The following is a 24,139-nucleotide window of genomic DNA, read 5'->3' on the forward strand; positions in this document are numbered from 1 at the left end:
TATAGTTCTGTGGTACTGTTAACTCATAACTCACGGAGGGGAAATATATGAAACAACAGCTACGGATTTCCAGTATTTTAATCGTCATGGTATTCGCTTCTTTTTTTACTGTAGTACAGGCTGAAGCGAATCATGATTTAACAAGAACTGTGAATCAACAATTATTCGGTACAAATTTCACAATGGCAATCCGTGATTTACATAGTGGGGAGCTGACCTATGAATATTATGGCAACCGAGGCATTAAGCCGGCCTCATCGCTGAAACCATTAACAGCCGCTACTGCGTTAAAGGTATTAGGAGAAGACTATTTTTTCTCCACTCAAATGCTAATGGATGGAACGATTGAAAACGGGACATTAAAAGGCAATATTTATCTGCGGGGTGAAGGTGATCCGACGCTGCAGGTGAAAGATTTTGTGACCTTCGGCAATACGCTGAAAAGAAAAGGGATTAAAAGAATTGACGGTAACATTTATGGGGATGATAAATGGTTTTCAGGCGACCGGTTAAGTCCGGGCATATTCGCAAGTGATGAATCGTATTATTTCGCTGCTCCTGTTTCTGCACTGACTACTTCACCTAATAATGATTATGATATCAGCACGGTAATAGTAACTGCCAAATCCGGAAGTATCGGCTCAGCTCCAAGCATTTCCGTCAATCCGAATCTCAGCGGTCTTCGTCTTATAAATAACGCTAAAACGGGCAGCCCAGGTTCAAGAAACACGTTATTGATCCGAAGGAAATACCAGACTAACCAGGTTGTTATTTCAGGTAATCTGCCTCATGGCAGTGCAAAGCGTGAATGGGTAACGATGTTCAATCCCACACTGAGCACATTGCATTCATTCAAGAATACACTTGTGGCACAAGGCATTCAATTCGGCGCTTCTTCGCAGGTTCAGTACATTACAGTTCCTGCGGAAGCCCAGTCACTTGGTACTAAACGTTCGGCGTCATTAAAGCAAATTATGCCTGTATTTATGAAGCTGAGCAATAATGGCATTGCTGATATTCTTGTCAAAACACTCGGTAAAAAAGTTTATGATACTGGAGACTGGAAACATGGATTGAAAGTGATTAACGAATACGGAACATCAATCGGACTGGACATGACTGAATGGAAGATGGAAGACGGTTCGGGTATTTCACACTCAAATAAAGTAACTGCCGTCCAGCAGACTTTATTCTTGGTGAAGCAGCCCCATGAATCTCATTATGCTACATTATTAAACAGCATGCCTGTAAGCGGCCAGAGCAACCGATTAATCGGCGGAACATTAAAAAACCGCTTTACTGAATTTACTTATAAGAATCGTATTCAGGCAAAAACCGGAACGTTGAACGGTGTTTCAGCCCTTTCCGGATATGCGCGTGCACATAGCGGTAAATGGTATGCTTTCAGTATACTGGTAGAGCATAAGAGCTCAAGTCCATACACAAGACAAATTGATATGATCGCTAAGAAAATGCTATCTGTCTATTAACTAGTAAAAAGCTCAAGTTCCTTTTACGGAACTTGAGCCTTTTCATGTTAAGAAATATAAATAAGCTGATCGAACATGCCGTCATTTGAATTAAAGTACACATCAAAATCCGCATAATCCGTTTTGATATTAAATATATATTCATCGAACTCATAGTACTCATCTGTCAGATAATCAGGAGCTCGCTCTTTGTTGGTGCGCAAAAGTGTCGCTTCGAATAGCCCATTCTGCGATTTTGAGTAATAGTCTTTTAAGATGATCATTGCCTCTTCAGATGTCAATTGTAAATGCTTTGCTTCTATTAAAGAAAAATGATTATCAGAAATCCTTAATTTCCCGTCTTCATTTCTGAATGTATATTTCACAAAACCACCTGTACTGCCTGTGTCGGAGAATTCAACAGTGTTTACTTGAATCTTATTTTGAACTGGCTTTGTATAATCAAAGCGGACAAGCGGCTCCCGGTTCAGCAATGGAAAATACCAGACATCGCAGGCTGTGCATGCCTGTGGATAATATTTTTTTAAATTATTATCTACAAATGTAGGTGTTGCGTATAGTAGTAATTTCGAACGTATGTCACTGAAAGGCAGGTTATTATTAATACCATCCAATATTATATGTTCAATATTCCATGAAAGTCGGTTGACAGAATCCCAAATCATATTTTTTTCTACAGCTTCCGGAGACTGTTCCTTTTTACTTTCTTCAATAGCGCGATGTAAGAAAACTGTATAATGCATCCGACTCACTTGCTCATTAGGCATAAATTTACCGTTATCCCCTTTTGCAACTCCTTGCGCATAGAGCGCGTTGACATGAGGATAACCCCAGTGGGTAATGTGCACATCAGGGAAAGCAAATTGTGCCGTCATTTTGAAATCGAAAGCCAGATCAAGTACTTTCGCCATCTGCACTCGGGTCATAGGTGCATCCGGGTTAAATTTTCCATCCAGTCCACCATTGAAAATCAACGCTTCGCTAAGCCTCATAATCTCGTCGAAATAAGGATGTTCCGCAGTTACATCTATATATTTTTCCATATTCGATGATAATTCAGGTAAATCTAGCGCAGTATTTAATAGTTTTGCAACATGCTTCCTGCTGATCGAAGCATCCGGTCTGAATGTGCCGTCCGGATAGCCGTTAATATAGCCTGACTCCTGCATTTCTTTAATAAATTTATAATAGACATGACTGTCAGGTATGTCTGTAAATTCTTTAGCCAAAACATTTTTGGAATCAGTAATGAAAAACACCGCCAGCAGCAGAGCAATTGTCAATACGCCTATTTTTAATTTATAACTACTCATTCAAACGCCCCTTTTACTCAAAGCTTCCTTTAAATACTTTTAACTTTTATTTTTCACTGTTTCAGCCTGTCCAGTTCTTCAGCAGTATAGCCGAATGTCTGCTGCAAGTGTCCCCGCACAATTGCCGGTCTTTCTTCAGCGAAACGCCGCATGGTTTCCAGATTATCTTCCCATTGTTCCATTGATTCGATATTATTCCATCTATGAATGGATTCAGGCATCGCAGGTCTGATATTTTCAGCCATTTTGTCTAGTACACTTATGACTTTCTGAGATTCAAAATTCGTATCCAGCATATCCAATAACGTCAAGGTAAATTGATTTTTCATTTTTTTATTTTCCATCAATTCTTGGAATAAAAATACTGACTCATGATCTCGCGTCATATATTCCAGCATATTGAATTCAACCGGTTCTCCTTCCCGTTCTCGCAATCCGTATCTCATACCCCAGTCCAAATCATACATCATCCAGCGCCAACGGCCGTCATGACCGTATGGACCCTCTAAATTTGTATTAATCTTCTTACGCCACATCTGAAGATTGTTATTAAAAGAGTCTGTATTAGCGAAATATACTTGCGCTGATACATATTCAAAGAAGTTTTTAATGTCGATTCTCTCATCGATCATCGCTAGGTTATCATCCAAACTTAAATCATGATCTCTGATCCATTGTATCAGTTCCAAAAATGGCTGCTGATCTTTTTCTGTTCCTTCTTCAATATTAAAAGCAATATGATGTCCGGGTTTGAACGATATCATAGCAAGTTCATCTGGTTTCACATGATAGTTTGTATCAATATATTCGGCATTATAACGCTCACGCAGGTTTTGGATGCCCCAATACTCTCCGTTTAATAATACAATCGTCGGCTGGTAAGCCTGCGTGTCGAAACTGCGGTCTTTTACTAGTTCCTGCATAAACCCATCACGCAGCATAGTAGATACGTTATCATTTCCCGAATTCCGCAATATAAGAACTTTATATTCATGATATGGCAGCTCTTCAAAAAACTTCATATAGAATCGACTTTGTCCATACTCTGACCGGGCATATAATCGCAGACTTTTTTGCGCCATTCTTCTTGTATAAGAACCATGCGTCCTTATTCCAAGTCTTTGAGAAACGGTAAGCGTACCATCTGAATTGAAGTATTCAAACGCCCCTTCTCTTTCATATTCTCTGCCTCTTCCATAGTAATTCCCGGTGCCGTTATATCCTTCTTCAAAAAGCATGCCTGGCACATAGATTCCTCTTTTGTCTTCAAACAGTGATTCAGGATCTACAGTCAATGAGACTATTGGCAGGTTGGCTTCCGCCAGTTGCGGATCCAATATATATGTGAAATTAGCAGGTTTGCTGAATTTCCCGTCGACTACTGAAACTGCTGTTACTGTAATTGCTTTTTTCACTTCTTCAGGCTTAAAGTTAAATGGCGACTGAAGGGGGGTAGTCTGATAATTAGAATATAAAGGCTGTTCCAATAATGTTTCTTGATTAATTTTAATGGGGCCATCATATTCTTTGGAATGCAGCGTCGGTATAGTTCCGTCCAGCGTATAAAACATTCTGTGTTTCTTTGCTGTTCGGAGTTCAAGATCAAAAGGTTCTTTATAGATACCACTTGGTGTTAAAGCCGTTGCTACAGGCAGACTTATTTCAAAATCATAGTCATCTGTACGCTGTATAACCGGCTCCAGTTCATTTAAATCGTAAATATCATTCCCTGATATGTATAACCGCTTTTCCAACGGCAAATTTGCAATTGAAGCAACTGACCTGACTTGGTTATGACGTACATTCAGATCCTGTAAATGTTTTAAATGACCGAGTGGTTCTAATGTCTTTACTTGATTATCACGGATATTAAGTGCTTTAAGCTTTTTTAAATCTTCCAATGGTGATAAGTCTGATACTTTGTTTTCACGAAGATTTAGATTCGTGAGCTTCTTTAATGATCTGGCAAATTCAATAGAAACGATGTGGTTTCCATCAAGTCGAAGACTCTTTAATTGTGCAGCTGTCAAGTCTAGTCCAGAAAGCTGGTTATTTCTCAAATCCAGTTTTTCTAAATGCTCGAGTTTTGCGATGGGAGATGCATCTGTAATCAGATTGTCCGCTAGATTTAGCTCTTTTAGATTAACGAAGTTCTCCAGACCTTCTATAGAAACGAGCTGTCTATTAGACAAATCTAATGATTGTAAAGTAGAAAATTGTGTTTTTGATAATTTTTTCGTATGTAAGGTTTCCAGTAAAACAGTCTCCAATTCTGGATTGAACTTTTGTTCATGGTCAGCAATAAAATATATAAACAGCCAGACCGGTATAACTGCAATCAATAAAGCTACTGCGTACTTGTTCATAAGTTCCCCCTTATTAGCATGTAAAATATTACTAGTTATAGTATACTATATAGAAGGTAAAAGTCTGTATTCATATTCAAAACTTAATTATTTAGGAGTGATTTCATGCCTATAGAGGTATTTAAACGGTATGAACTGAAATACTTGATTTCGTGGGATGATTATTTAGCATTTAGTAAAGAACTGTTGCCTAACATGGCTTATGATACTTACGGAAGCTCAACCGGTACATATAATATTATCTCTTTATATTACGAATCTAAGGATAAATCCATTTATCACGAAACATTAAACAAGCTACCTTTTCGCCAAAAACTTCGTTTGCGTGTATATGATCAGGCTGATCTTTCAAGCAATTCGTTCATAGAAGTAAAGCAAAAATTTAAAAATGTTGTCAATAAACGCCGGACAGTTATTCCATTAAATGAGGCTTACTCCATTTTATCCAATCCTTATGATGAATGGCTGACTGATCAGACACCGGCATCGAATCCTCAAATTTTACACGAGGCTCTTCACTTTAAAGACTTTTACAATCTTCAGCCTGCCAATATCGTCAGTTATGACCGCCAGGCATTCAGCGGGATTGCAAAAAACGAACAAGATCTTCGAGTGACGTTTGATTACAATTTAATGTGCCGAAGCAATGATCTGGCACTTGAAAACGGTCCATATGGCGAAAGATTCTTAGAACAAAATTTTGTAATACTCGAAGTAAAAGTATCAAACAGCGTTCCATTTTGGCTATCAAGGCTAATTAGTGAATTTAATTTTACACAGCAAGGTTTTTCAAAATTTTGCACGAGCATTGATTTGCTTGAGGAAATGAAGCAGCTCCGCCCAATACTTAGAAGTGAGGTTTTTTCATGAGTTCTTTTTGGAGCGACTTGCAGCAATTGGCTGATATTACTAGTCGTGTTACTATTTTAGAAGCTTTTTTTGCAATAGCTTTAAGTTTTGTCTTAACGTTAATTATCGCTGTTGTTTACCGCAAAACACACACTGGTGCAAGGTATTCCCAATCCTTTGTACAGACGATAATTATTATGGGTGTCGTTGTCTCAGTCATCATGATTGTCATCGGTAATAATATCGCGGTGGCATTTGGATTAGTTGGAGCATTTTCTATTATCCGTTTCCGTAGCGCAATGAGTGATCCAAAAGATATTGCATTTATCTTTTTTGGAATGGCTGCAGGAATTACTTCTGGATTAGGATTTTATTTAATTGCTATCTTATTTACAGTTTCACTCGTTGTTATCATTTTTATTCTTTATGTAACAAACTTCGGTCAAGTGAGTAACGTTAAAAAACGTCTGACACTGACAATTCCCGAAAATTTACATGATGAAACGATGATCAATTCAATTTTGGATGAGTACTTAACATTACATATCTTGCGATCTATTCAAACTTCTAATCAAGGCACAATGATACAGTTAGAATACGTAATTCAAAATAAGCCTGAAATAGAAGATAAAATGCTGATTGATGCTATACGGAAAGTGAATGGCAACTTAAAAGTTTCGATCAATTATCTAAGTACGGAAGTTTATTACTAATCAAACCAAATTTGATCTCAAATGACTTATTGAGTACAAAACAAATAGGTACAAAAGAGATATTATAAAACGACAAGGAGAAGTTTTATTCAAACTTCTCCTTGTCGTTTTTCAGTTTTATAGAACTTAACGTTTCTCATACTCGCTAATTTTATCTTCATACTGGAACGTCAGTGAAATCTCGTCCCAGCCGTTCAGCAGCATCTTTTTATAATACGGATCAATGTCGAAGCTGTAGACTGTTCCGTCTTCTCCTGCTACCGTCTGATCTTCCAGGCTGACAGTTAGACGATATGGAGTGTCTTTGCCTTTTGCCAAAAACTCATCTACCTCTGCTACTGTCAGTTTGATCGGCAGGATTCCATTTTTGAAACAGTTACTGTGGAAAATATCTGCGAAACTTGGTGCGATAACTACGCGGAATCCGTAATCAAGAATTGCCCACGGTGCGTGCTCGCGGGATGAACCACAGCCGAAGTTTTCATGCGCCACCAGAATCGTTGAGTTTTCGAAATTCGGATCGTTTAACACGAAGTCTTCATTTTTCGTACCGTCCGGATTGAATCTCCAGTGGTAGAACAGATACTTTCCAAATCCCGTCCGCTCAATTCGCTTCAGGAACTCTTTAGAAATGATCTGGTCTGTATCTACGTTATTTTTATCTAACGGAGTGAGAACACTCTCGATTTTATTAATTGGTTCCATCTGATACCCCTCCTCAATTATGCACAGCTACATTGACTTCGCGTACATCTACGAAATGTCCGGCAATTGCAGCAGCTGCAGCCATGGACGGGCTGACTAGATGTGTACGTGATCCAGCACCTTGGCGTCCTTCAAAGTTTCGGTTCGAAGTTGATGCACAGCGTTCACCAACTGGCACAACGTCATCGTTCATTGCAAGACACATACTACATCCTGACTCTCTCCATTCAAATCCAGCATCCATAAAGATTTGGGAAAGTCCGATATCTTCTGCCTGTTTCTTCACAGTACGTGAACCAGGTACGACAATTGCCGTTACGGAAGGATGAACATGCTTTCCTTTCACGACATCAGCAGCTGCCTGTAAATCACTCAGGCGAGCATTCGTACATGAACCAATGAACACATGCTGAATATCGATAGATGATAGCGGCATTCCTTCTTCAAGGCCCATGTATTCAAGGGCAGAGCGTAATGCCTGTTTATCTGTCTCGGATTTGTAATCTTCAGTTGAAGGAATATGCGCAGAGATTCCAGAACCCATGGATGGATTCGTCCCCCATGTAACAAATGGTTCGATTTCATTTGCATCGATTTCTAGTACTTGATCAAATTCGGCGCCTTCATCCGTATTCAAAGCAATCCAGCGTTTAGCTGCTGCTTCAAATTCTTCGCCTTGAGGCGCATAGCGGCGTCCGCGCAGATATTCAATCGTTGTTTCATCCGGTCCGATTAAGCCAGCTTTAGCACCAGCTTCAATGGACATATTACAAATTGTCATGCGTTCTTCCATAGTCAGTGAACGGATAGCTTCTCCAGTATATTCTACAATATGACCGGTCCCCACGCCGATACCAAACTTTGAAATAATCGCCAGAATGATATCTTTTGCAGTAACACCAAAGCCAATTTTACCGTTCACGCGGATTTCCATTGTTTTCGGCTTGTTCTGCCACAATGTCTGTGTAGAAAGAACGTGTTCCACTTCACTTGTACCGATTCCGAAAGCAATTGCTCCGAAAGCACCGTGCGTAGATGTATGGCTGTCGCCGCAGACAATCGTCTTTCCAGGCTGAGTCAATCCCAGCTCTGGTCCAATGATGTGAACAATCCCTTGGTCAGGGTGCTCCATATCTGCTAGCTGTACTCCAAACTCCTCACAGTTTTTTGCAAGTGTTGAAATTTGTTTTTTCGCGATTGGATCGTTGATAATCGGCAAGTTTTTCGTCGGAACATTATGATCCATTGTTGCAAAGCAAAGATCCGGACGTCGCACTTTACGATTTGCTAAACGTAAGCCTTCAAATGCTTGCGGCGATGTTACTTCATGAATTAGATGAAGATCGATATATAGTAGATCGGGCTTCCCTTCTTCTTCGTAAACAACATGCTGATCCCATATCTTTTCTATAATTGTTTTTGCCATAATTGTTTCTCCTTCCAAGCCATTGCCTATAAGATCTTAGTCATCTAGTTTCTGTCCGACAGTAAAGGCAAAGAGCGCCTTTATTGCCGTTCTTCTAAACGCCTGTCGAGACTAAACGGCGCTTTCCACTTTTGGAGTCATCTAGCTGCGACGGCTAGCTCCTTGGGTCGTTTCAGGATTATCAGAAAGGCAAAGGGCGCCTTTCTGATAATCCTTCCAACGCCTGTCGGAGCTGAACAGCCGTCTCCGCTTTTGTTCATTAAATATAAGAGTACATAATGCTATTTGAAACGAACTGCAGATCCAGTTCGTCCACGATTTTGTCTGTCCATTCTTTTGTAGATAATGAACGCTGGTCTTTGCCGGCTAGGTCTGCTGTAAAGTGTCCTTCTTCGAACACGGTATTCACTGCTTTTTCTACTGCTGCTGCTTCTGTTTCCAGTCCGAATGAATACTTCAGCATCATCGCTACTGAGAGGATTGCAGCTGCCGGGTTGGCTACACCCTGCCCTGCCACGTCTGGTGCTGAACCGTGTACGGGCTCGTATAAACCTAAGCCGTCGGATCGTACACTTGCGGAAGGCAATAAGCCTAGTGATCCTGTAATTACAGAAGCTTCATCACTTAAAATGTCCCCAAACATATTTTCTGTGAGGATCACGTCAAATGCTGCCGGATTTGTAATCAGTTTCATTGCGCAGGAGTCTACTAACTGATGTTCTACTTCAACATCTGGATAGTCAGCTTTCTTTTCTTCTACAATTTTTCTCCAAAGTTTACTGGACTCAAGTACATTCGCTTTGTCCACAGAGGTTACTTTACCTTTGCGTAAACGGGCAAGTTCGAAACCTTTGTCGACAATACGTTCGATTTCCTCACGTGTATATACCAGCGTATCCACTGCAGATTGATCAGTATGCCTGCTTGGTTTTCCGAAGTAAAGTCCTCCGGTTAATTCACGCACTATCAGCATATCGACTTCTTTTACAATGTCTTCTTTTAGAGGAGACGCATGGATTAAAGAAGGAACAGCTGCAACGGGACGAAGGTTCGCGAATAGATCAAAGTGTTTGCGGATTGCCAGCAAACCTTTTTCCGGCCGTAATTCAGACGGATTTTGATCCCATTTCGGACCACCCACAGCTCCGAGGAGAATGGCATCACTTGACTCACATAATTCAATTGTTTCTTTTGGAAGCGGATCATTTTTATCATCGATTGCAGCTCCGCCAATTAGTCCATACTCAGTATGGAATGTATGGTTGAAGCGTCTGCCGATCACTTCCAGCACTCGAACAGCCTCTGCCATTACCTCTGGTCCTATGCCGTCGCCGGGCAATACTGCTATTTTCTTTTCCATAGAACTTCTCCTCCTTGATCAATCTCGTATCACTCGATCGAATACTCTATCCTCTTTTTTAAAATGTTCCCTATCTAAACATGTACTATCGCATACTCAGTAAGCAGTTTGGGATCTGCGCTTCAGACGGTACGCTTTCCGGAGGGCCCGCGGTAAGCCAACTTGGTCGCGTTGCTCCCGCAAGTTGTCTTACCTGTCGGGCTGATCCTCCCGGAGTCGACCGTCTTCCGCTTCGATCCTACTTACTATTATTAAAGAATATACTTTTCAATTTATATTTTTTAACCGCTAAAAATGCAGTTGATTAAATCAGTTAATTAACTCTTGTTTACGCATTTGCTCACGCACTAATTGGCGGTTGATCGCATTTAGATATGCTTTCGCAGATGCTTCCAATACGTCTTGTGCTACGTCACGGCCTTTTAGTTCCAGGTCGTTATAGCTTAAGTTGACAACCGCTTCCCCAAGGGCATCACGGCCTTTACCGATGGATGTTACACGGTAGTCTAGGATCAGTACTTCTCCTTTGATCACAAGTTCTAATGCATTGAAAATTGATTCAACAGAGCCTGCTCCAGTTGTTGCAACTGTTACGGTTTCGCCGCTTGGTACTGTAGCTGTAACCGTAGCTGTCGGAATATTAGATGTACCGTACTGTACTTGTACGTTGTGCAATTCGTAAATTGGAGTATCCGTATCAGCTAATTGCTGACCTGTGAACAGCACAAACAAATCGTCTTCTGTAATTTCTTTTTTACGGTCTGCAAGCTTTTTGAAATCAGTAAATGCTTCATTCAACTGTTTATCCGTTAATTCAAAGCCCATCGTTACAGCACGGTCTTTAAATGCTGCGCGTCCTGAGTGTTTACCCAGAGCCAGTGGTATATCCGTTTCCCCTATTAATTCGGGTGTAATAATTTCATACGTCTGACGGTTTTTCAGCATGCCATCTTGGTGAATTCCAGATTCATGAGCAAATGCATTTTTTCCGACGACTGCTTTATTTGGCTGAATGACTACGCCTGTCAAACGGCTGACCAGCTGGCTGGAACGTTTAATTTCCTGTAAGTTAATGCCAGTCTCCATATGATAGAAGTCTTTACGGATATGCATAGCCACCGCAATTTCTTCCAATGAAGCGTTTCCTGCACGTTCACCGATTCCGTTGATCGTACATTCCACTTGATCTGCACCATTTTCCACTGCTGCGATGGAGTTGGCAACCGCCATTCCCAGATCATCATGACAATGTGCGGACAGCTTCACTTTCTCTATTCCCGTCACATTCTCTTTCAAATATTTGAAGAGAGCGCCGTATTCCTGTGGGGTTGCATAACCCACAGTATCCGGAATATTGATCGTTGTAGCTCCTGCTTCAATTACTTTGTTAATAATTCGTACAAGGAATTCAGGCTCTGAGCGGAAAGCATCTTCTGCTGACCATTGAACAAGAGGGAAATACTGTTTAGCGTACTTAACCGCATCCACTGCTATCTCAACCACTTCATCTGAAGACTTTTTAAGTTTATACTCCATATGAATCGGTGATGTTGCTAAAAATACATGGATATGAGGCTGTACTCCGCCGCGTAATGCTTCCCATGATATATCAATATCATTCTTCATCGCTCGTGCAAGGCCTGTAACTGTTGAGTCTTTCACAGTATTAGCGATACGCTGAACGGCTTCGAAATCCCCCGGGGAAGAAGCAGGGAACCCCGCTTCAATTACTGCTACCCCAAGTTTTTCAAGTTGACGAGCGATCTCTAACTTTTCTACTGTATTTAAATTAATACCTGCAGATTGCTCACCGTCACGAAGAGTGGTATCGAAAATATCAATTTTTCTCACTCGCTACCACTTCTTCCTCTTTTGACTTAGCTCCTTCGCTGATGAATGGCATCATAGAACGAAGCTTTTGTCCAACTTCTTCAATTTGATGCTTAGATTCCGCTTCTTCAATCGCGTTGAATTTTGGACGGCCGTTTTTGTTCTCTTCGATCCATTCTTTCGCAAACTTACCTGATTGAATATCTGTAAGAATATCTTTCATACGTGCTTTTGTATCCGCATCAATTACGCGTGGTCCAGAAACAAAATCTCCCCACTCTGCTGTGTCAGAGATAGAATAACGCATTCCTGCCATACCGCCTTCGTACATTAAGTCAACAATCAACTTTGTTTCATGCAATGTTTCAAAGTATGCAAGTTCAGGCTGATATCCAGCTTCTACAAGCGTTTCGAATCCAGCCTTTACCAATGAAGTCAATCCACCGCAAAGTACGGCCTGCTCTCCGAATAGGTCTGTAACTGTTTCTTCTTCGAATGAAGTTTCCAATACGCCGCCGCGAGCAGATCCGATACCTTTTGCATACGCAAGCGCCACGTCTTTAGCTTGACCTGAAACGTCTTGGTAAACTGCGAATAGTGCTGGAACACCGCCGCCTGCTTCAAATGTTCTGCGCACTAAGTGTCCTGGTCCTTTTGGAGCTACTAGGAATACATCTACGTCAGCAGGTGGTTTGATTTCGCCAAAGTGTACGTTGAAACCGTGAGCGAAAACTAATGATTTACCTTTTGCAAGAGCTGGCTCGATCTCTGCTTCATATACAGCTTTTTGGTTTTCGTCTGGAAGTAAGATCATGATTAGATCTGCTTTTTCAGATGCTTCTTTAACTGTCAATGCTTCTAGTCCGTCAGCTTTTGCCTGATCGAAAGACTTACCCGGGCGTACACCTACTACTACGTTGAATCCTGAATCTTTCAAGTTACGCGCATGCGCATGTCCCTGTGAACCGTACCCGATGATTGCGATTGTTTTATCCTGTAATAGTCCTTCATTGATATCCTGGTTATAATACATTTTTGTCATTTTCATTTCCTCCTAAGTGTGTGTGTTTTATTGTTTTAAAAGCGAAAACTGTGGTGCTTGAACTTTTTGCATGTCACGGGCAAATGCCGTCGCGCCAGTTCGTGTTAATTCTTTGATGCCATATGGTTTCAGCAAATCGATAAATGCTTCGATTTTATCTGGGTCACCCGTTACTTGGTAAGTTACTACATTTTTCCCCGAATCAACAATTGTCGCTCGAAAAGGTTCAACAATACTGTTCATTTCAGAACGGATTTGCGGTGGTGAGATCACCTTAATTAAGGCGAGCTCACGCAGCACAATCGCTTTGTCTGTGATATCTTTAACTGTAATAACATCAATCTGCTTTTGCAGTTGTTTTACAAGTTGTTCGATTTTGTTTTCATCTTCCACATGAACTTGGAACGTCATTTTTGATCTATTTGGTTGTTCAGTAGGACCGACTGTAATACTTTCAATGTTGAACTGACGCTTCATGAGAAGTCCTGTCACACGGTTAAGCACTCCGCTTTGATTGATGACTGTTACTGTAATGATTCGTTTCATTTAGGACTCACTCCAATCATTTCTGCACTGCCTTTACCAGGCGCAACCATCGGATAAACATTCTCAAGCTGTTTTACCCGGCAGTCAATTAGAACTGGTTCATCAGATAATAATGCTTCCTCAAATACTTTTTCTGCTTCTTCCAGTGTATTGATTCGGTACCCCTTCACGTCGTATGCTTCAGCTAATTTAACAAAGTCCGGCTGAACAGGCATCAATGACTGAGAATAACGCTCTTCATAGAATGTTTCTTGCCACTGGCGGACCATTCCCAGTGCACCATTGTTAAGGATGACGATTTTTACCGGTATACGCATTTCCTGAAGCAATGACAGTTCCTGCGCTGTCATTTGGAAACCCGCGTCCCCTACAACTGCGATAACACGTGCGTCCGGTTTTGCAATTTGAGCACCTACAGCAGCAGGGAAACCAAAGCCCATTGTGCCAAGACCGCCGGAAGTGACCCAGTTATCCGGATTGTTCAGGCGGTAATACTGTGCAGTCCACATTTGATGCTGGCCTACGTCAGTCGTTACAATTGCATCACCTTTAGTCACGCGGTGTATAATTTCAAGCGCCTGCTGCGGAAGGAGATCTTTATCATCCGCTTTATACCAAAGCGGATATTTTTCCGACATGTTCTGCAAGTACTCTACCCATTCTGCTGTATCAGGTGATTTGAAGTCTGCTTTCAGCAAGGCCGACAACGCTTCTTTTGCATCTGATACAATCGGAATTTCAGTTACAACATTCTTGCCGATCTCAGCCGGGTCGATATCTACATGAATCACTCGGGCATTTGGCAGGAATGACTGTAAGTTTCCTGTCAGACGATCATCGAAACGGGCACCGACATTCAGCAATACATCACATTCATTAAGTGCATAGTTTGCAGTTGCCAGTCCATGCATTCCTGCCATTCCAACAAATAATTCATGCTCTCCATGAATAGAACCCAGACCAAGCAATGTGTTTGCTATAGGAATTTGATGTTTTTCTACAAATTCTTTCAGTTCATTTGTTCCGCCCGCATGAAGTACACCTGCTCCTGCAAGGATCATCGGCTTTTTCGCTGTAGAAATTACTTTTGCAGCTTTTTGAATTTGCAGATAATTCGGCATTTTAGTTGGCTGATAACCCGGTAAATTTACTTCTTTGTTTTCTTTTTCAATTGGTACGAATAAATCTGTTGCTACGTTTTTCGGAATATCTACTACAACCGGCCCAGGTCTTCCTGTAGAAGCAATATGGAACGCCTCACGAATGATCCGCGGCAGATCTGCTACATCCTGTACCTGATAATTATGTTTTGTAATCGGCTGTGTGATTCCGATAATGTCAGCTTCCTGGAAAGCGTCCGTTCCGATTACAGTACTCGCTACCTGCCCGGTAATTACGACCAGCGGCAATGAATCCATCATTGCATCAGTGATACCTGTTACTAAGTTCGTCGCTCCCGGACCTGACGTTGCAATTACAACACCTGTTTTTCTTGAAACGCGTGCATATCCTTCTGCTGCGTGGATTGCTCCTTGTTCATGGCGTGCCAGAACGTGAGGAATAGGATCATTGTAAAGTGCATCGTATATTGGGAGCACTGCGCCTCCCGGATATCCAAAGATTACTTCAACGTTTTGTTCTTTTAACGCTTGAATCAAGATAGCGGACCCATCTGCAGTTTTCTTATTAAGTTCCATTGGCTTCGCTGCGGCAGTTGTTTGTTTTTCTTGTACTTCAGCACTCATAATGGACTCCTCCTTGCAATTTTCATATAGTTATATCGGTCATTGACTTTTCTCCTTAAAAAAAGCCTTTTCACCCCACGCAAAGAAATCTCTTTTCTTCACATAGGGATGAAAAAGCTTTCATGGTACCACCCTAGTTCGTGACAATCGTCACCTTATGAGAAAGCAAGTCGAAACCGCACTTTCTCATTGTTAACGAGCCCAAAATCTTGAGCCCGTGACTGCCTAATCGGCTAACCTTTTAGCAGTCCACTCCGAGGGGATGTCGCAAATAGTTGTAATGCCGGCTTCCAGCGCCACCGACTCTCTGTGAATACAATTTTCTATCTACTTTAACCTCATCAACGTTTTATCTTTATTCAGCTGTAATTATATTTTCATTACTCCGCCTGTACTGGCTGATGTAACAAGTTTAGAATATCTAGCAAGATATCCTTTTTTAATTTTGGGTTCAAATGGTTTCAATGCATGTCTGCGTTCTGCAAGCACTTCTTCAGACACATTCAGTTCAATCGTACGATTCGTCAAGTTGATTTCGATGATATCACCGTTCTCAACAAGAGCAATCGGTCCGCCGTCTGCAGCTTCCGGTGAAATATGTCCGATGGAAATTCCTCGGGATGCACCAGAGAAACGCCCGTCTGTAATGAGTGCCACTTCTTTTCCTAACCCTCTGCCCATAATGGCGGAGGTTGGAGCAAGCATTTCCGGCATACCCGGTCCGCCTTTTGGACCTTCGTAACGTATGACCACTACATGCCCTGCCTGCACAGTACCATCATCTATTCTATCCTGTGCCTCTTCTTGTGATTCAAAGACAATCGCTTCGCCTTTGAACTCTTTAATAGAAGGATCAACAGCACCGACTTTAATAACAGAACCTTCAGGGGCGATATTTCCAAATAAAATGGACAGGCCACCGACTGGACTGTACGGATCATCTTTCGTCCGAATGACATCTGTATTAGTAATTTCATGACCTGCAACATCTTCTGCTATTGTCTTGCCTGTAATCGTAATCCGATCTTTATGGATGGCCCCGTCAATTTTACACAATTCATTGACAATTGCACTGACACCTCCGGCTAGATGAATGTCATGCATGGAGTAATCCGATGCCGGCATAATTTTCGCCAGATACGGAACTCGTTTGGCCACATCATTTACGTCTTCGATATTATAGTCAATTTCTGCTTCATGTGCGATCGCTAGCGTATGGAGGACCGTATTTGTAGAGCCGCCCATTGCCATGTCCAGCGCAAATGCATCATCGATTGTTTCTTTTGTAATGATATCTCTAGGTTTAATATCTTTTTCAATACATTCCATTAAATGTTTCGCTGCCTGCTTGATCAGTTTATGACGCTCGTCTGATGTTGCAAGGATTGTCGCATTTCCTGGTAATGCCATACCGAGCATTTCCATTAGAGAGTTCATAGAGTTTGCTGTGAACATCCCTGAACATGATCCGCACGACGGACAAGCATTTTCTTCAATGTCCTTCAGTGTTTCTAATGTCATGTTTCCACTCTTGTATGCTCCCACACCTTCGAAAACGGATGTTAATGAAAGAGCTTCTCCGGTAGCTGAAACGCCGGCTTCCATCGGTCCGCCTGAGACGAATACAGAAGGAACATTCGTCCGTACTGCCGCCATCAGCATCCCTGGTGTGATTTTGTCACAGTTTGGAATGTAGAATACTCCGTCAAACCAGTGTGCGTTTATGACTGTTTCTGCAGAGTCAGCAATTAGTTCGCGACTTGGCAGGGAATAGCGCATTCCAATATGACCCATTGCGATCCCATCGTCCACACCAATCGTGTTGAACTCAAATGGTACACCGCCAGCTTCCCAAATTGCTTCCTTAACTACTTCTGCAAATTTGTTTAAATGCATATGTCCCGGAATAATATCAATGTAAGAGTTACAAACGCCAATAAATGGTTTGTTCATATCTTTCGTTTTAACACCAGCTGCATAAAGTAAGCTTCGATGTGGTGCACGATCGATTCCTTTTTTAATCATGTCACTTCTCATTGCAATCTCTCCTAAACTAATGAACGAACCAATTACTAATTAATTGCATTCAGTTGAATATTCTGAACAACCTGTATATAGAAGGCTATGAACTAGATTGTTGCTATCATATCTTGTATATAGCTAAAGGTCAACTGTATTTTTAAACTTTTTACTCAATTGCGACTAACAGAAAACTGGTGAATACGCTTACACACGCGCAACATCGCGATATATTGCATATCGTCATATTTAAATTTTTTTTTATTTTCTATGAATTACATGAAGACTTTATTAAACAACTCTTAAAAGTTCATACTTTAATTCAGTTTTGCAGTACCTCTTACTTCTAGTAGATGTAAACTATTATTCAGAAAACTCTTCGACACTTTTCGACAACCGCAGTTCTGTTTATAACTATATGCACATCTTCCACTAGACTAGTAGTGAGTTTTGTTCACCTATTCACAAAATACTAACAACTTATCCACTTGCGTTGTGGATATCACGAACGGTTGTTCTTTTTTGATTACTCTGGTAAAATCATAATTAACATCTTGAGAGTATATGCAGCTTGGAGGACTTCTATTCATTTAAGGGGAGGCGATTCTATTATGCTTCAATTGTCGGATCAATTATTGCTTTATTCATACCAACAGGCTCAGAGACTTAAGCTGAGTCAAGAATTCATTGTAATGCTTGAAAGAGAGATACAGAAGCGCTCCTTAAAATTGTCACGCCTCTGACGCTCGTCATCTCTCTTCTATTTTAATTAAGGACTGTTCTGTACATGCGCAGATCAGTCCTTTTTTTATCGCTTTTACATTCTACTATTATGGTCATTCATCAGAAACTGTTGTTGCAGTCTATCTATTACGTATTGTTAAAAGTTTGATGCGGTTTTGCCACGCTTCGGTGCTGGCATGAATCACACTGGCAAGCACATACTTTCATGATTAGCCTCCATTATTCTGATCTATTTTTATCCGGGCGCTTTCATTCACAATAACTGCAAGACTTTCATCATAAATCATCTTGCTTTCCTGCTTGCGACAACTTACTATTAAAAAAGTGCATACAGAATAGGAGACATACATCAAATGAAGAAGTTATTAGTATTGGCTGTATTTTTTTGCAGCTGTTTTTTAGCCGCTCCCCTCACGCAAGCAGCTGACAATCATGTAGTGAAAGTTGCTGCTGCAACCCCTGTGTTTAAAGATACCAAAAAAATCGCTGTTTTTTCTAAAGGCTCATTTCATACGGTAACAAGGTCCGACCAACGTTTTTATTACTCCAAAATTGGCGACCTGGAAGTGAAGTTTTCAAAACAATACGCTCACATAGTACTTCAGGACGCAAATCAGCTAAAAAGTGCTAACCCGGTTCGTATTGTTACGAAAAAACATCTACCGGTTTATTCAAAGCCTTCCGTAAAAGCAGTTCAACTCGGTCACATTCAGTCAAAACAGACTCTCTTTGTTCAGAGGCTGAAAGGTGATTTTTATCCAGTTATTTTTGGAGGTAAAACAGGTTACATCTATAGAAAAGATATTGATGTTCAAAAAGGGCTACCCGTCATCATGTATCATGATCTCGTGAAAAATAAAAAGGGAGATAACGTATCCGTCCTGGAAGTAAGTAAATTTAAAGAGCAAATGAACTATTTAAAAGTCAATGGATGGCGCACAATCACGCCTGAAGAAATGACGCTATGGCTGCAAAAGAAAATAAAGCTTCCAGAAAAATCCGTTTTGATTACGTTTGACGATGGCTATTCTTCTACCGCGGATTTAGCCTATCCAATACTTAAAGCAAACAAATTTAAAGCAACTGCCTTTTTGATTGCCAGTCGGATTAACCGCATTGGCTATTTGACTGAGCAACAGATTCAGGCAACACAGGATGTCATTTCGTATCAGAACCATACGTACGATTTACATGGATTTAACTCAATGACAGGACTGGCATTGTTGGAATACACACCTAGATTAATGATTTACGAAGACATTCTGAAAGCCAGCCAAACGATACAGCAAATCGTTCCAGAGCAACCGGCAGTTACTGCCCTAGCGTATCCCTATGGACTCCGAAATGTGGAAACACTGCGTGCCAGTAAAGTAGCGGGTATTAAAACTGGCTACACCATCACGGAGGGCAATGTGTTCCAAGGCGACTCCCCTTTTCATCTGAATCGACAACGTGTTCATTCCGGTATGTCACTGAAAGACTTTGAAAAGAAATTAATTGGTCAATAAAAAAGGAACGTTCGCATGAATAGCGGACGTTCCTTTTTTTATGATAATGCTTTTAAACCGACAACTCCCACAACGATAAGCGCCAGACTCGCTACGCGGCCTGCACTTTTAGACTCGCCGAAGAAAACCATGTTGATCAATACAGCGCCTGCAGTACCTATTCCAATCCAAACTGCATATGCCGTGCTCACTTGAAGAAACTTGAAAGAGTTGTAAAGGAAGAAGAACGCTATTCCAAAGCCGCTATAATACATTAAGCCCATGGCAAGACTCTTGTTCTCACTAAATTTCTTCAGTCCGATTACGCCGACAAACTCACTTAGAGCTGCCAAGAACACCAGTAGCCATCCCATCCTTCTCCACTCCTTTCGATGCTTTCTTCTCGTCTAAGCCATCCGCTATCTTCAAACCTGCCACGCCGATCACCAACAGGAAGATAAAAAAGATTTTCCCCAAGCTGATATGCTCCCCAAAAAACAATACGTCCATTAACGAGGTACCGACTGTTCCGATTCCTGCAAACACGGCGTAAACCGTTCCGGTCGGCAGTCTTTCGCATGCCTTCGTTAAGAAATGAAAATCGACAAATATAAAGCCGACAATAAAAATCCAATGCCACCATTGGTTAGCTGTATTAAATCCAAAAATCCAGACTAATTCAAAGAAGCTGGTAAGCGCTACATAAATCCACGCTTTATTCATAAAAATCCCTCCGTGTTTCTTTCGTTACATCATATTGACTGATTGTCATTCATTTTACTACAAAATGATAACTTTTGCTACTAAAAACTTCTAATATGTTCTGTTATTTTATGAAATACAGCAGAGGAAGGAGCGCGTGATTGTTCACTCCCTCCTCCTACTTAACTATTCACCGTTTGAAATTGAAGTGCATAAGTCAAAAAGTCTAAAACTTCTTCTTTTTGCCGGTCTGCTTCCCCTTCATCGTGATGGGCATAGAGAAAGACTTGCTCTGCAGTCGATTCTATGAGCCCAATAAGAATTTTCGCTGTCCGGTCCGGCTTGATGGACTGCCGTACCGCCCCTTCTAATTTTGCAGCCTCTAACTTTGCACTGATCCATTCGTAGAAAGGCGCGTATACCGTTTCCCATTCACGAATATGTTCTGTAGAAGCCAATCCTGAATAGATAACGGCTAATATTTCGTAGTATTCTTTATTCACTTCATATATTGCATCTACAATCTGTTCGAACTGTTTTGAATAGGAAGCTTGATCATCCACTGTTTGCTTGACGATCTCCATCGTCTTTGCCACCATTACTTCCGCAATAGCAGGCATCAAAGACAGTTTAGATGGAAAGTATAAATAAAAAGTTCCCTGTGCAATCCCTGCCCGTTTGACAATATCCGAGATTTTCGTCTTCTCTATGCCTTGCTCTTTAAAAACTTCAATAGCAGATTGAACAATCGCTGTTTTTTTCCCCATTGTACTTCCCACGCTCTCTGTCTATAAGATTTGTAATAGTATATCCTAAACATTCTTTTCTGACAAATCGTTCAAATTATCAGCTTTATTCTTCAATTGCAGCAACTATTTCTTGAATTATTCAAAAAACTCTATTGACAAGTGACTGCTATTCATTTAATGTTTGTACACAAGAGATCAAGCGTCACCAATATGTCACATTTTAAGATTTGCACACACATGGGCTATATTCATCTTTATTTAGTTTAGCACATTAGACCGGCAATTTTGAAGTATAAATGAAAACGCTTACTCTTTCTGATTTTTGTAAATTGGTGACTGATAATCAAAGACTGAATATCAGAACGATGGGTATTTATTTACGATTTTCTGCCAGATCCCTTTCATTAATACGGAGATTTATCAGGGACCACTTTCTAAAGCAATGGCTGGTATGGATATTGCATGGATTGTCGAAATCATTATCTCCTTCGTTTTCTACACAGCTTTAGTGAAATTAATCTAACGTACACCGTTGAAGAAAACTGCAACGTCAGCACCTGTCAGCAGTTTAGATTAAAAAAGCCATCATCCGGTTACGCCCGGGTGATGACTGCTGTATCGTTCATGACCAGAACGCACACTATGATCTTATCACATTGCAGGGTATTTCCCCTGCAATGTTTTTAATTATGATGAAAGCAGCTGTCAGTTACTTTTTGGCAGCTTCTTTCATTTCTTGAACAAAAGTTTCACCGTTCTTACGTGCTTGGATATCTATATTGTGTTCTGGATATTCTTTTTCAATACGATCGTAGAATTTCTTCGCAATTTCTTTGGAGAATTCTTCCTTCAGATCTTCATCTGAGGACGTCGTATCTGATTTATCAACTACATCTGGTGATTTGTCTTCAGCTGGTTCGGTTTGTTTTTGATCTGCTTTCTTTTCTTCTTCGGAATCTCCACTGCAAGCTCCTAATAATAGAAGAGATAAACCAAGCGGTGCCATCAAATGTCTTTTCTTCATTATAAAACCGACCCTTTTTGTAATAAAATCTAAAGTTACTTTATCATGTATGTAAAACGCTGACAAATAATTCTGCAGTTCAGCTGATTGTATAAGAATACTTAGACGGCTTTCTCTCAATATAACAATTAGGGGTTTGTAAATAAAGAAAAGACAAAAATCTTTTTCACTTATAGTTTCATCAAGTATTGGTTGTTCATTTTAAAGATCATATTTCCCTGTATCCTTCGGGTTTTCATATCTCACATGGGGGTATTATATCTATACCACCAATCAGAAGAAAATTAGAGGAGGCAATACAAATGAATGAATTGAATAACAAGACATTTATAGGTGTGTATTATGACAATTCTGACCTTCTCGACAAGATAGAGGAACTGAAGCTAACAGGCTATCTTGACGATAATATTTATGTGATTGCAAAAAACGAAGTCGATGTAAGTATTCTCCGCAGTCAAACAGCAGCTGACGTACATTCGGCATTCGAATCGTGGACAGACCGTTTCATCGGTTTAATGTCCGGAGAAAATAAAGTTAGACAAATGATGCATGATGTCGGAATAGCCGAAGAGGAGATTACTAGATATTACGAAGAAGTACAGCATGGCGGAATGTTATTATACGTGGATGAAGGATGGGCTTACAGTGTCTATTCGAAAAACGAACCATTCTATACAGACAGATTGTCCCCTGCTGCTTCCAAACCACCAACTGATCCAGACCGAAGAACAGATTCATTCATGCGGGATGAAGTTACTCCCACTGCCATTACTCAAAAGGTACAGAACTTTAATGAGACCGAACCTTCATATGGCGGATATGAACCTTTGAATAACCCCGTCCCTCCTGAAATATCGGCTTCAGATATACAGGATGTAAATATGGAGTATCCAGATGAGCCAGTGATTGCAGAGAATGAAATCACCCGCGATGGTTCATATTCTATCATTACAGATTCTCCAAATGAATTTCCAAGAGGATAAAATTATACTCTTTCAATTAGCTGTCTCAAAAAGAGGCGGCTGATTTTCTTATATTACAATCCCGTTACAAGATTACAACTCTGTAACCCCTTCTTAATCATAACGTAATGTTTAGAATCTCTATGTCGTGTAATATGTATCTTGCAGCTAGAGAGAGACATACCTACATTATTCCGAAGGAGAATCAGAATGAAGAAGTTTTTTTGTTCAATGTTAATGGCAGCGGTAATGATTACGGGGTTCACGGGTGTAAGTGCTGATGCCGCAAGTAAAGCAACAGCCAAAAGTGGTACATACATAACAGTTTACAATTCAAATGTCCGAGCAGATGCCGGAACTAACAACAGAATAGTTTTCACATTAAAAAAAGGTACTCGAGTACAATTAACTCACCAAAAAAAAGCCGGTTCACAAATGTGGTACAAAGTATTAGTCAACGGTAAAAAAGGTTATGTTCTGAGTTCACTTTTGAAAAACTCTACTACTAAACAAGTAGCAGCATCTACCTCTTCTAAAAGTGGATCAGGAGTTGTCAATACAGCCATGAATTTACGCGGCATTCCTTATCGCTTTGGCGGTACAACTACAAAAGGGTTTGATTGCAGCGGCTTTATTCAGTATTCATTCAAGAAAAATGGAAAGTCTATTGCCCGCACAACGACTGGACAGTATCAACAGTCGGCTAAGATCTCAGCACCAAAACCAGGAGATCTTGTATTCTTCCACAATACATACCGAAAGGGAATTTCTCACGTAGGAATTTACGTAGGTAATAATAAGTTTGTACATGCTGGTGGAAAGAAATCTGAAGTTGTCAGCTTAAGCAATCCATATTGGAAATCTAAATTTAATAGTTTTAGAAGAATTTAATAAAAAAAGTACTCGATTGATGTGCACCCCAAAAGTTAGAGTTATAAAATCTAACTTTTGGGGTGTTTTATTGTGGCTAAGTATAGTAATGAATTTAAGATGATGATTATTCATGAATATCTCGATGGGAAATCAGGATATAAGACATTGGCCAGAAAATATGGTGTAAAGGCTGA

General features: G+C 40.5%; 22 protein-coding genes. 8 read left to right on the forward strand and 14 right to left on the reverse strand.

Translation table 11 applies throughout. The annotated features are described in order from the left end of the window. Positions 1-47: 47 nt before the first annotated feature. Entirely contained in the window at positions 48-1,490 is a 1,443-nt protein-coding gene (gene dacB, locus Q1J64_RS10630) for a D-alanyl-D-alanine carboxypeptidase/D-alanyl-D-alanine endopeptidase (RefSeq protein ID WP_301109038.1), read from the forward strand. A gap of 47 nt (positions 1,491-1,537) precedes the next feature. On the opposite strand, the gene Q1J64_RS10635 is transcribed toward dacB, so the two are convergent. After that, positions 1,538-2,803 (reverse strand): S-layer homology domain-containing protein, encoded by a 1,266-nt coding sequence (locus Q1J64_RS10635; RefSeq protein ID WP_301109039.1) that lies wholly within the window; start codon positions 2,801-2,803, stop codon positions 1,538-1,540. A 53-nt stretch (positions 2,804-2,856) separates the two neighbouring features. After that, on the reverse strand, positions 2,857-5,169 hold the full coding sequence (locus tag Q1J64_RS10640; RefSeq protein WP_301109040.1) for a CotH kinase family protein: 2,313 nt from the start codon (positions 5,167-5,169) through the stop codon (positions 2,857-2,859). Between the two features lie 105 nt (positions 5,170-5,274). On the opposite strand from Q1J64_RS10640, the gene Q1J64_RS10645 reads away from it, so the two are divergent. Both Q1J64_RS10645 and Q1J64_RS10650 read left to right on the forward strand, forming a co-directional pair. After that, positions 5,275-6,039, forward strand: a complete 765-nt coding sequence (locus Q1J64_RS10645; RefSeq protein WP_301109041.1) for a polyphosphate polymerase domain-containing protein — start codon at positions 5,275-5,277, stop codon at positions 6,037-6,039. After that, positions 6,036-6,731, forward strand: coding sequence for a DUF4956 domain-containing protein (locus Q1J64_RS10650; RefSeq protein WP_301109042.1), 696 nt, complete (start codon positions 6,036-6,038; stop codon positions 6,729-6,731). Before Q1J64_RS10645 ends, Q1J64_RS10650 begins: the two co-directional genes overlap by 4 nt. A 126-nt stretch (positions 6,732-6,857) precedes the next feature. Here Q1J64_RS10650 and leuD read toward each other — a convergent pair whose 3' ends face one another. The 8 genes from leuD to ilvD all read right to left on the reverse strand — a co-directional run bounded on the left by leuD (position 6,858) and on the right by ilvD (position 17,422). Next, a complete protein-coding gene (gene leuD, locus Q1J64_RS10655) occupies positions 6,858-7,436 on the reverse strand; it encodes a 3-isopropylmalate dehydratase small subunit (RefSeq protein WP_301109043.1) in 579 nt (192 codons plus the stop codon). A gap of 13 nt (positions 7,437-7,449) precedes the next feature. Further along, positions 7,450-8,862 (reverse strand): 3-isopropylmalate dehydratase large subunit, encoded by a 1,413-nt coding sequence (leuC, locus tag Q1J64_RS10660; RefSeq protein ID WP_301109044.1) that lies wholly within the window; start codon positions 8,860-8,862, stop codon positions 7,450-7,452. A gap of 259 nt (positions 8,863-9,121) precedes the next feature. After that, positions 9,122-10,222, reverse strand: a complete 1,101-nt coding sequence (gene leuB, locus Q1J64_RS10665) for a 3-isopropylmalate dehydrogenase (RefSeq protein WP_153722076.1) — start codon at positions 10,220-10,222, stop codon at positions 9,122-9,124. A 309-nt stretch (positions 10,223-10,531) separates the two neighbouring features. After that, complete coding sequence (locus tag Q1J64_RS10670) at positions 10,532-12,073, reverse strand: 2-isopropylmalate synthase (RefSeq protein ID WP_301109045.1); 1,542 nt, start codon at positions 12,071-12,073, stop codon at positions 10,532-10,534. After that, a complete protein-coding gene (gene ilvC / locus Q1J64_RS10675; protein ID WP_301109046.1) occupies positions 12,060-13,094 on the reverse strand; it encodes a ketol-acid reductoisomerase in 1,035 nt (344 codons plus the stop codon). The genes Q1J64_RS10670 and ilvC overlap by 14 nt, the downstream gene beginning before the upstream one ends. Before the next feature lie 27 nt (positions 13,095-13,121). After that, the gene (gene ilvN / locus Q1J64_RS10680; RefSeq protein ID WP_301109047.1) at positions 13,122-13,640 is read right to left on the reverse strand and encodes an acetolactate synthase small subunit; all 519 of its coding nucleotides are present in this window, start codon (positions 13,638-13,640) and stop codon (positions 13,122-13,124) included. Beyond that, on the reverse strand, positions 13,637-15,385 hold the full coding sequence (ilvB, locus tag Q1J64_RS10685; protein ID WP_483315971.1) for a biosynthetic-type acetolactate synthase large subunit: 1,749 nt from the start codon (positions 15,383-15,385) through the stop codon (positions 13,637-13,639). Before ilvB ends, ilvN begins: the two co-directional genes overlap by 4 nt. 369 nt (positions 15,386-15,754) lie before the next feature. Further along, positions 15,755-17,422, reverse strand: a complete 1,668-nt coding sequence (ilvD, locus tag Q1J64_RS10690; protein WP_301109048.1) for a dihydroxy-acid dehydratase — start codon at positions 17,420-17,422, stop codon at positions 15,755-15,757. A 593-nt stretch (positions 17,423-18,015) separates the two neighbouring features. Here ilvD and sda point away from each other — a divergent pair. Both sda and Q1J64_RS10700 read left to right on the forward strand, forming a co-directional pair. After that, positions 18,016-18,147 carry a sporulation histidine kinase inhibitor Sda gene (gene sda / locus Q1J64_RS10695; protein WP_301109049.1) on the forward strand — a complete coding sequence of 44 codons (132 nt, stop codon included), beginning with the start codon at positions 18,016-18,018 and terminating at the stop codon, positions 18,145-18,147. A 354-nt stretch (positions 18,148-18,501) separates the two neighbouring features. Next, positions 18,502-19,656, forward strand: a complete 1,155-nt coding sequence (locus tag Q1J64_RS10700; RefSeq protein WP_301109050.1) for a polysaccharide deacetylase family protein — start codon at positions 18,502-18,504, stop codon at positions 19,654-19,656. A 38-nt stretch (positions 19,657-19,694) separates the two neighbouring features. On the opposite strand, the gene Q1J64_RS10705 is transcribed toward Q1J64_RS10700, so the two are convergent. From Q1J64_RS10705 to Q1J64_RS10720, 4 genes are all read right to left on the reverse strand, one after another. Continuing rightward, positions 19,695-20,009: a DMT family transporter gene (locus tag Q1J64_RS10705; RefSeq protein WP_301109051.1), complete on the reverse strand. Its 315-nt coding sequence runs from the start codon at positions 20,007-20,009 to the stop codon at positions 19,695-19,697. Then, positions 19,972-20,358 carry a DMT family transporter gene (locus Q1J64_RS10710; protein WP_301109052.1) on the reverse strand — a complete coding sequence of 129 codons (387 nt, stop codon included), beginning with the start codon at positions 20,356-20,358 and terminating at the stop codon, positions 19,972-19,974. Before Q1J64_RS10710 ends, Q1J64_RS10705 begins: the two co-directional genes overlap by 38 nt. Positions 20,359-20,519: 161 nt before the next feature. After that, complete coding sequence (locus tag Q1J64_RS10715; protein ID WP_301109053.1) at positions 20,520-21,104, reverse strand: TetR/AcrR family transcriptional regulator; 585 nt, start codon at positions 21,102-21,104, stop codon at positions 20,520-20,522. Positions 21,105-21,795: 691 nt separating this feature from the next. Further along, positions 21,796-22,110, reverse strand: coding sequence for a hypothetical protein (locus Q1J64_RS10720; RefSeq protein ID WP_301109054.1), 315 nt, complete (start codon positions 22,108-22,110; stop codon positions 21,796-21,798). 302 nt (positions 22,111-22,412) lie between these two features. Between Q1J64_RS10720 and Q1J64_RS10725 the strand changes: the two genes are divergently transcribed. From Q1J64_RS10725 to Q1J64_RS16785, 3 genes are all read left to right on the forward strand, one after another. Beyond that, positions 22,413-23,093 (forward strand): YflT domain-containing protein, encoded by a 681-nt coding sequence (locus Q1J64_RS10725; RefSeq protein ID WP_301109055.1) that lies wholly within the window; start codon positions 22,413-22,415, stop codon positions 23,091-23,093. Positions 23,094-23,282: 189 nt separating this feature from the next. Beyond that, positions 23,283-23,963: a C40 family peptidase gene (locus Q1J64_RS10730; protein WP_301109056.1), complete on the forward strand. Its 681-nt coding sequence runs from the start codon at positions 23,283-23,285 to the stop codon at positions 23,961-23,963. Between the two features lie 72 nt (positions 23,964-24,035). After that, positions 24,036-24,139: transposase (locus tag Q1J64_RS16785; RefSeq protein WP_483315973.1), on the forward strand; the 104-nt coding region annotated here is incomplete at its 3' end.

It is taken from the genome of Sporosarcina sp., assembly GCF_029257255.1.
GTDB lineage: Bacteria > Bacillota > Bacilli > Bacillales_A > Planococcaceae > Sporosarcina.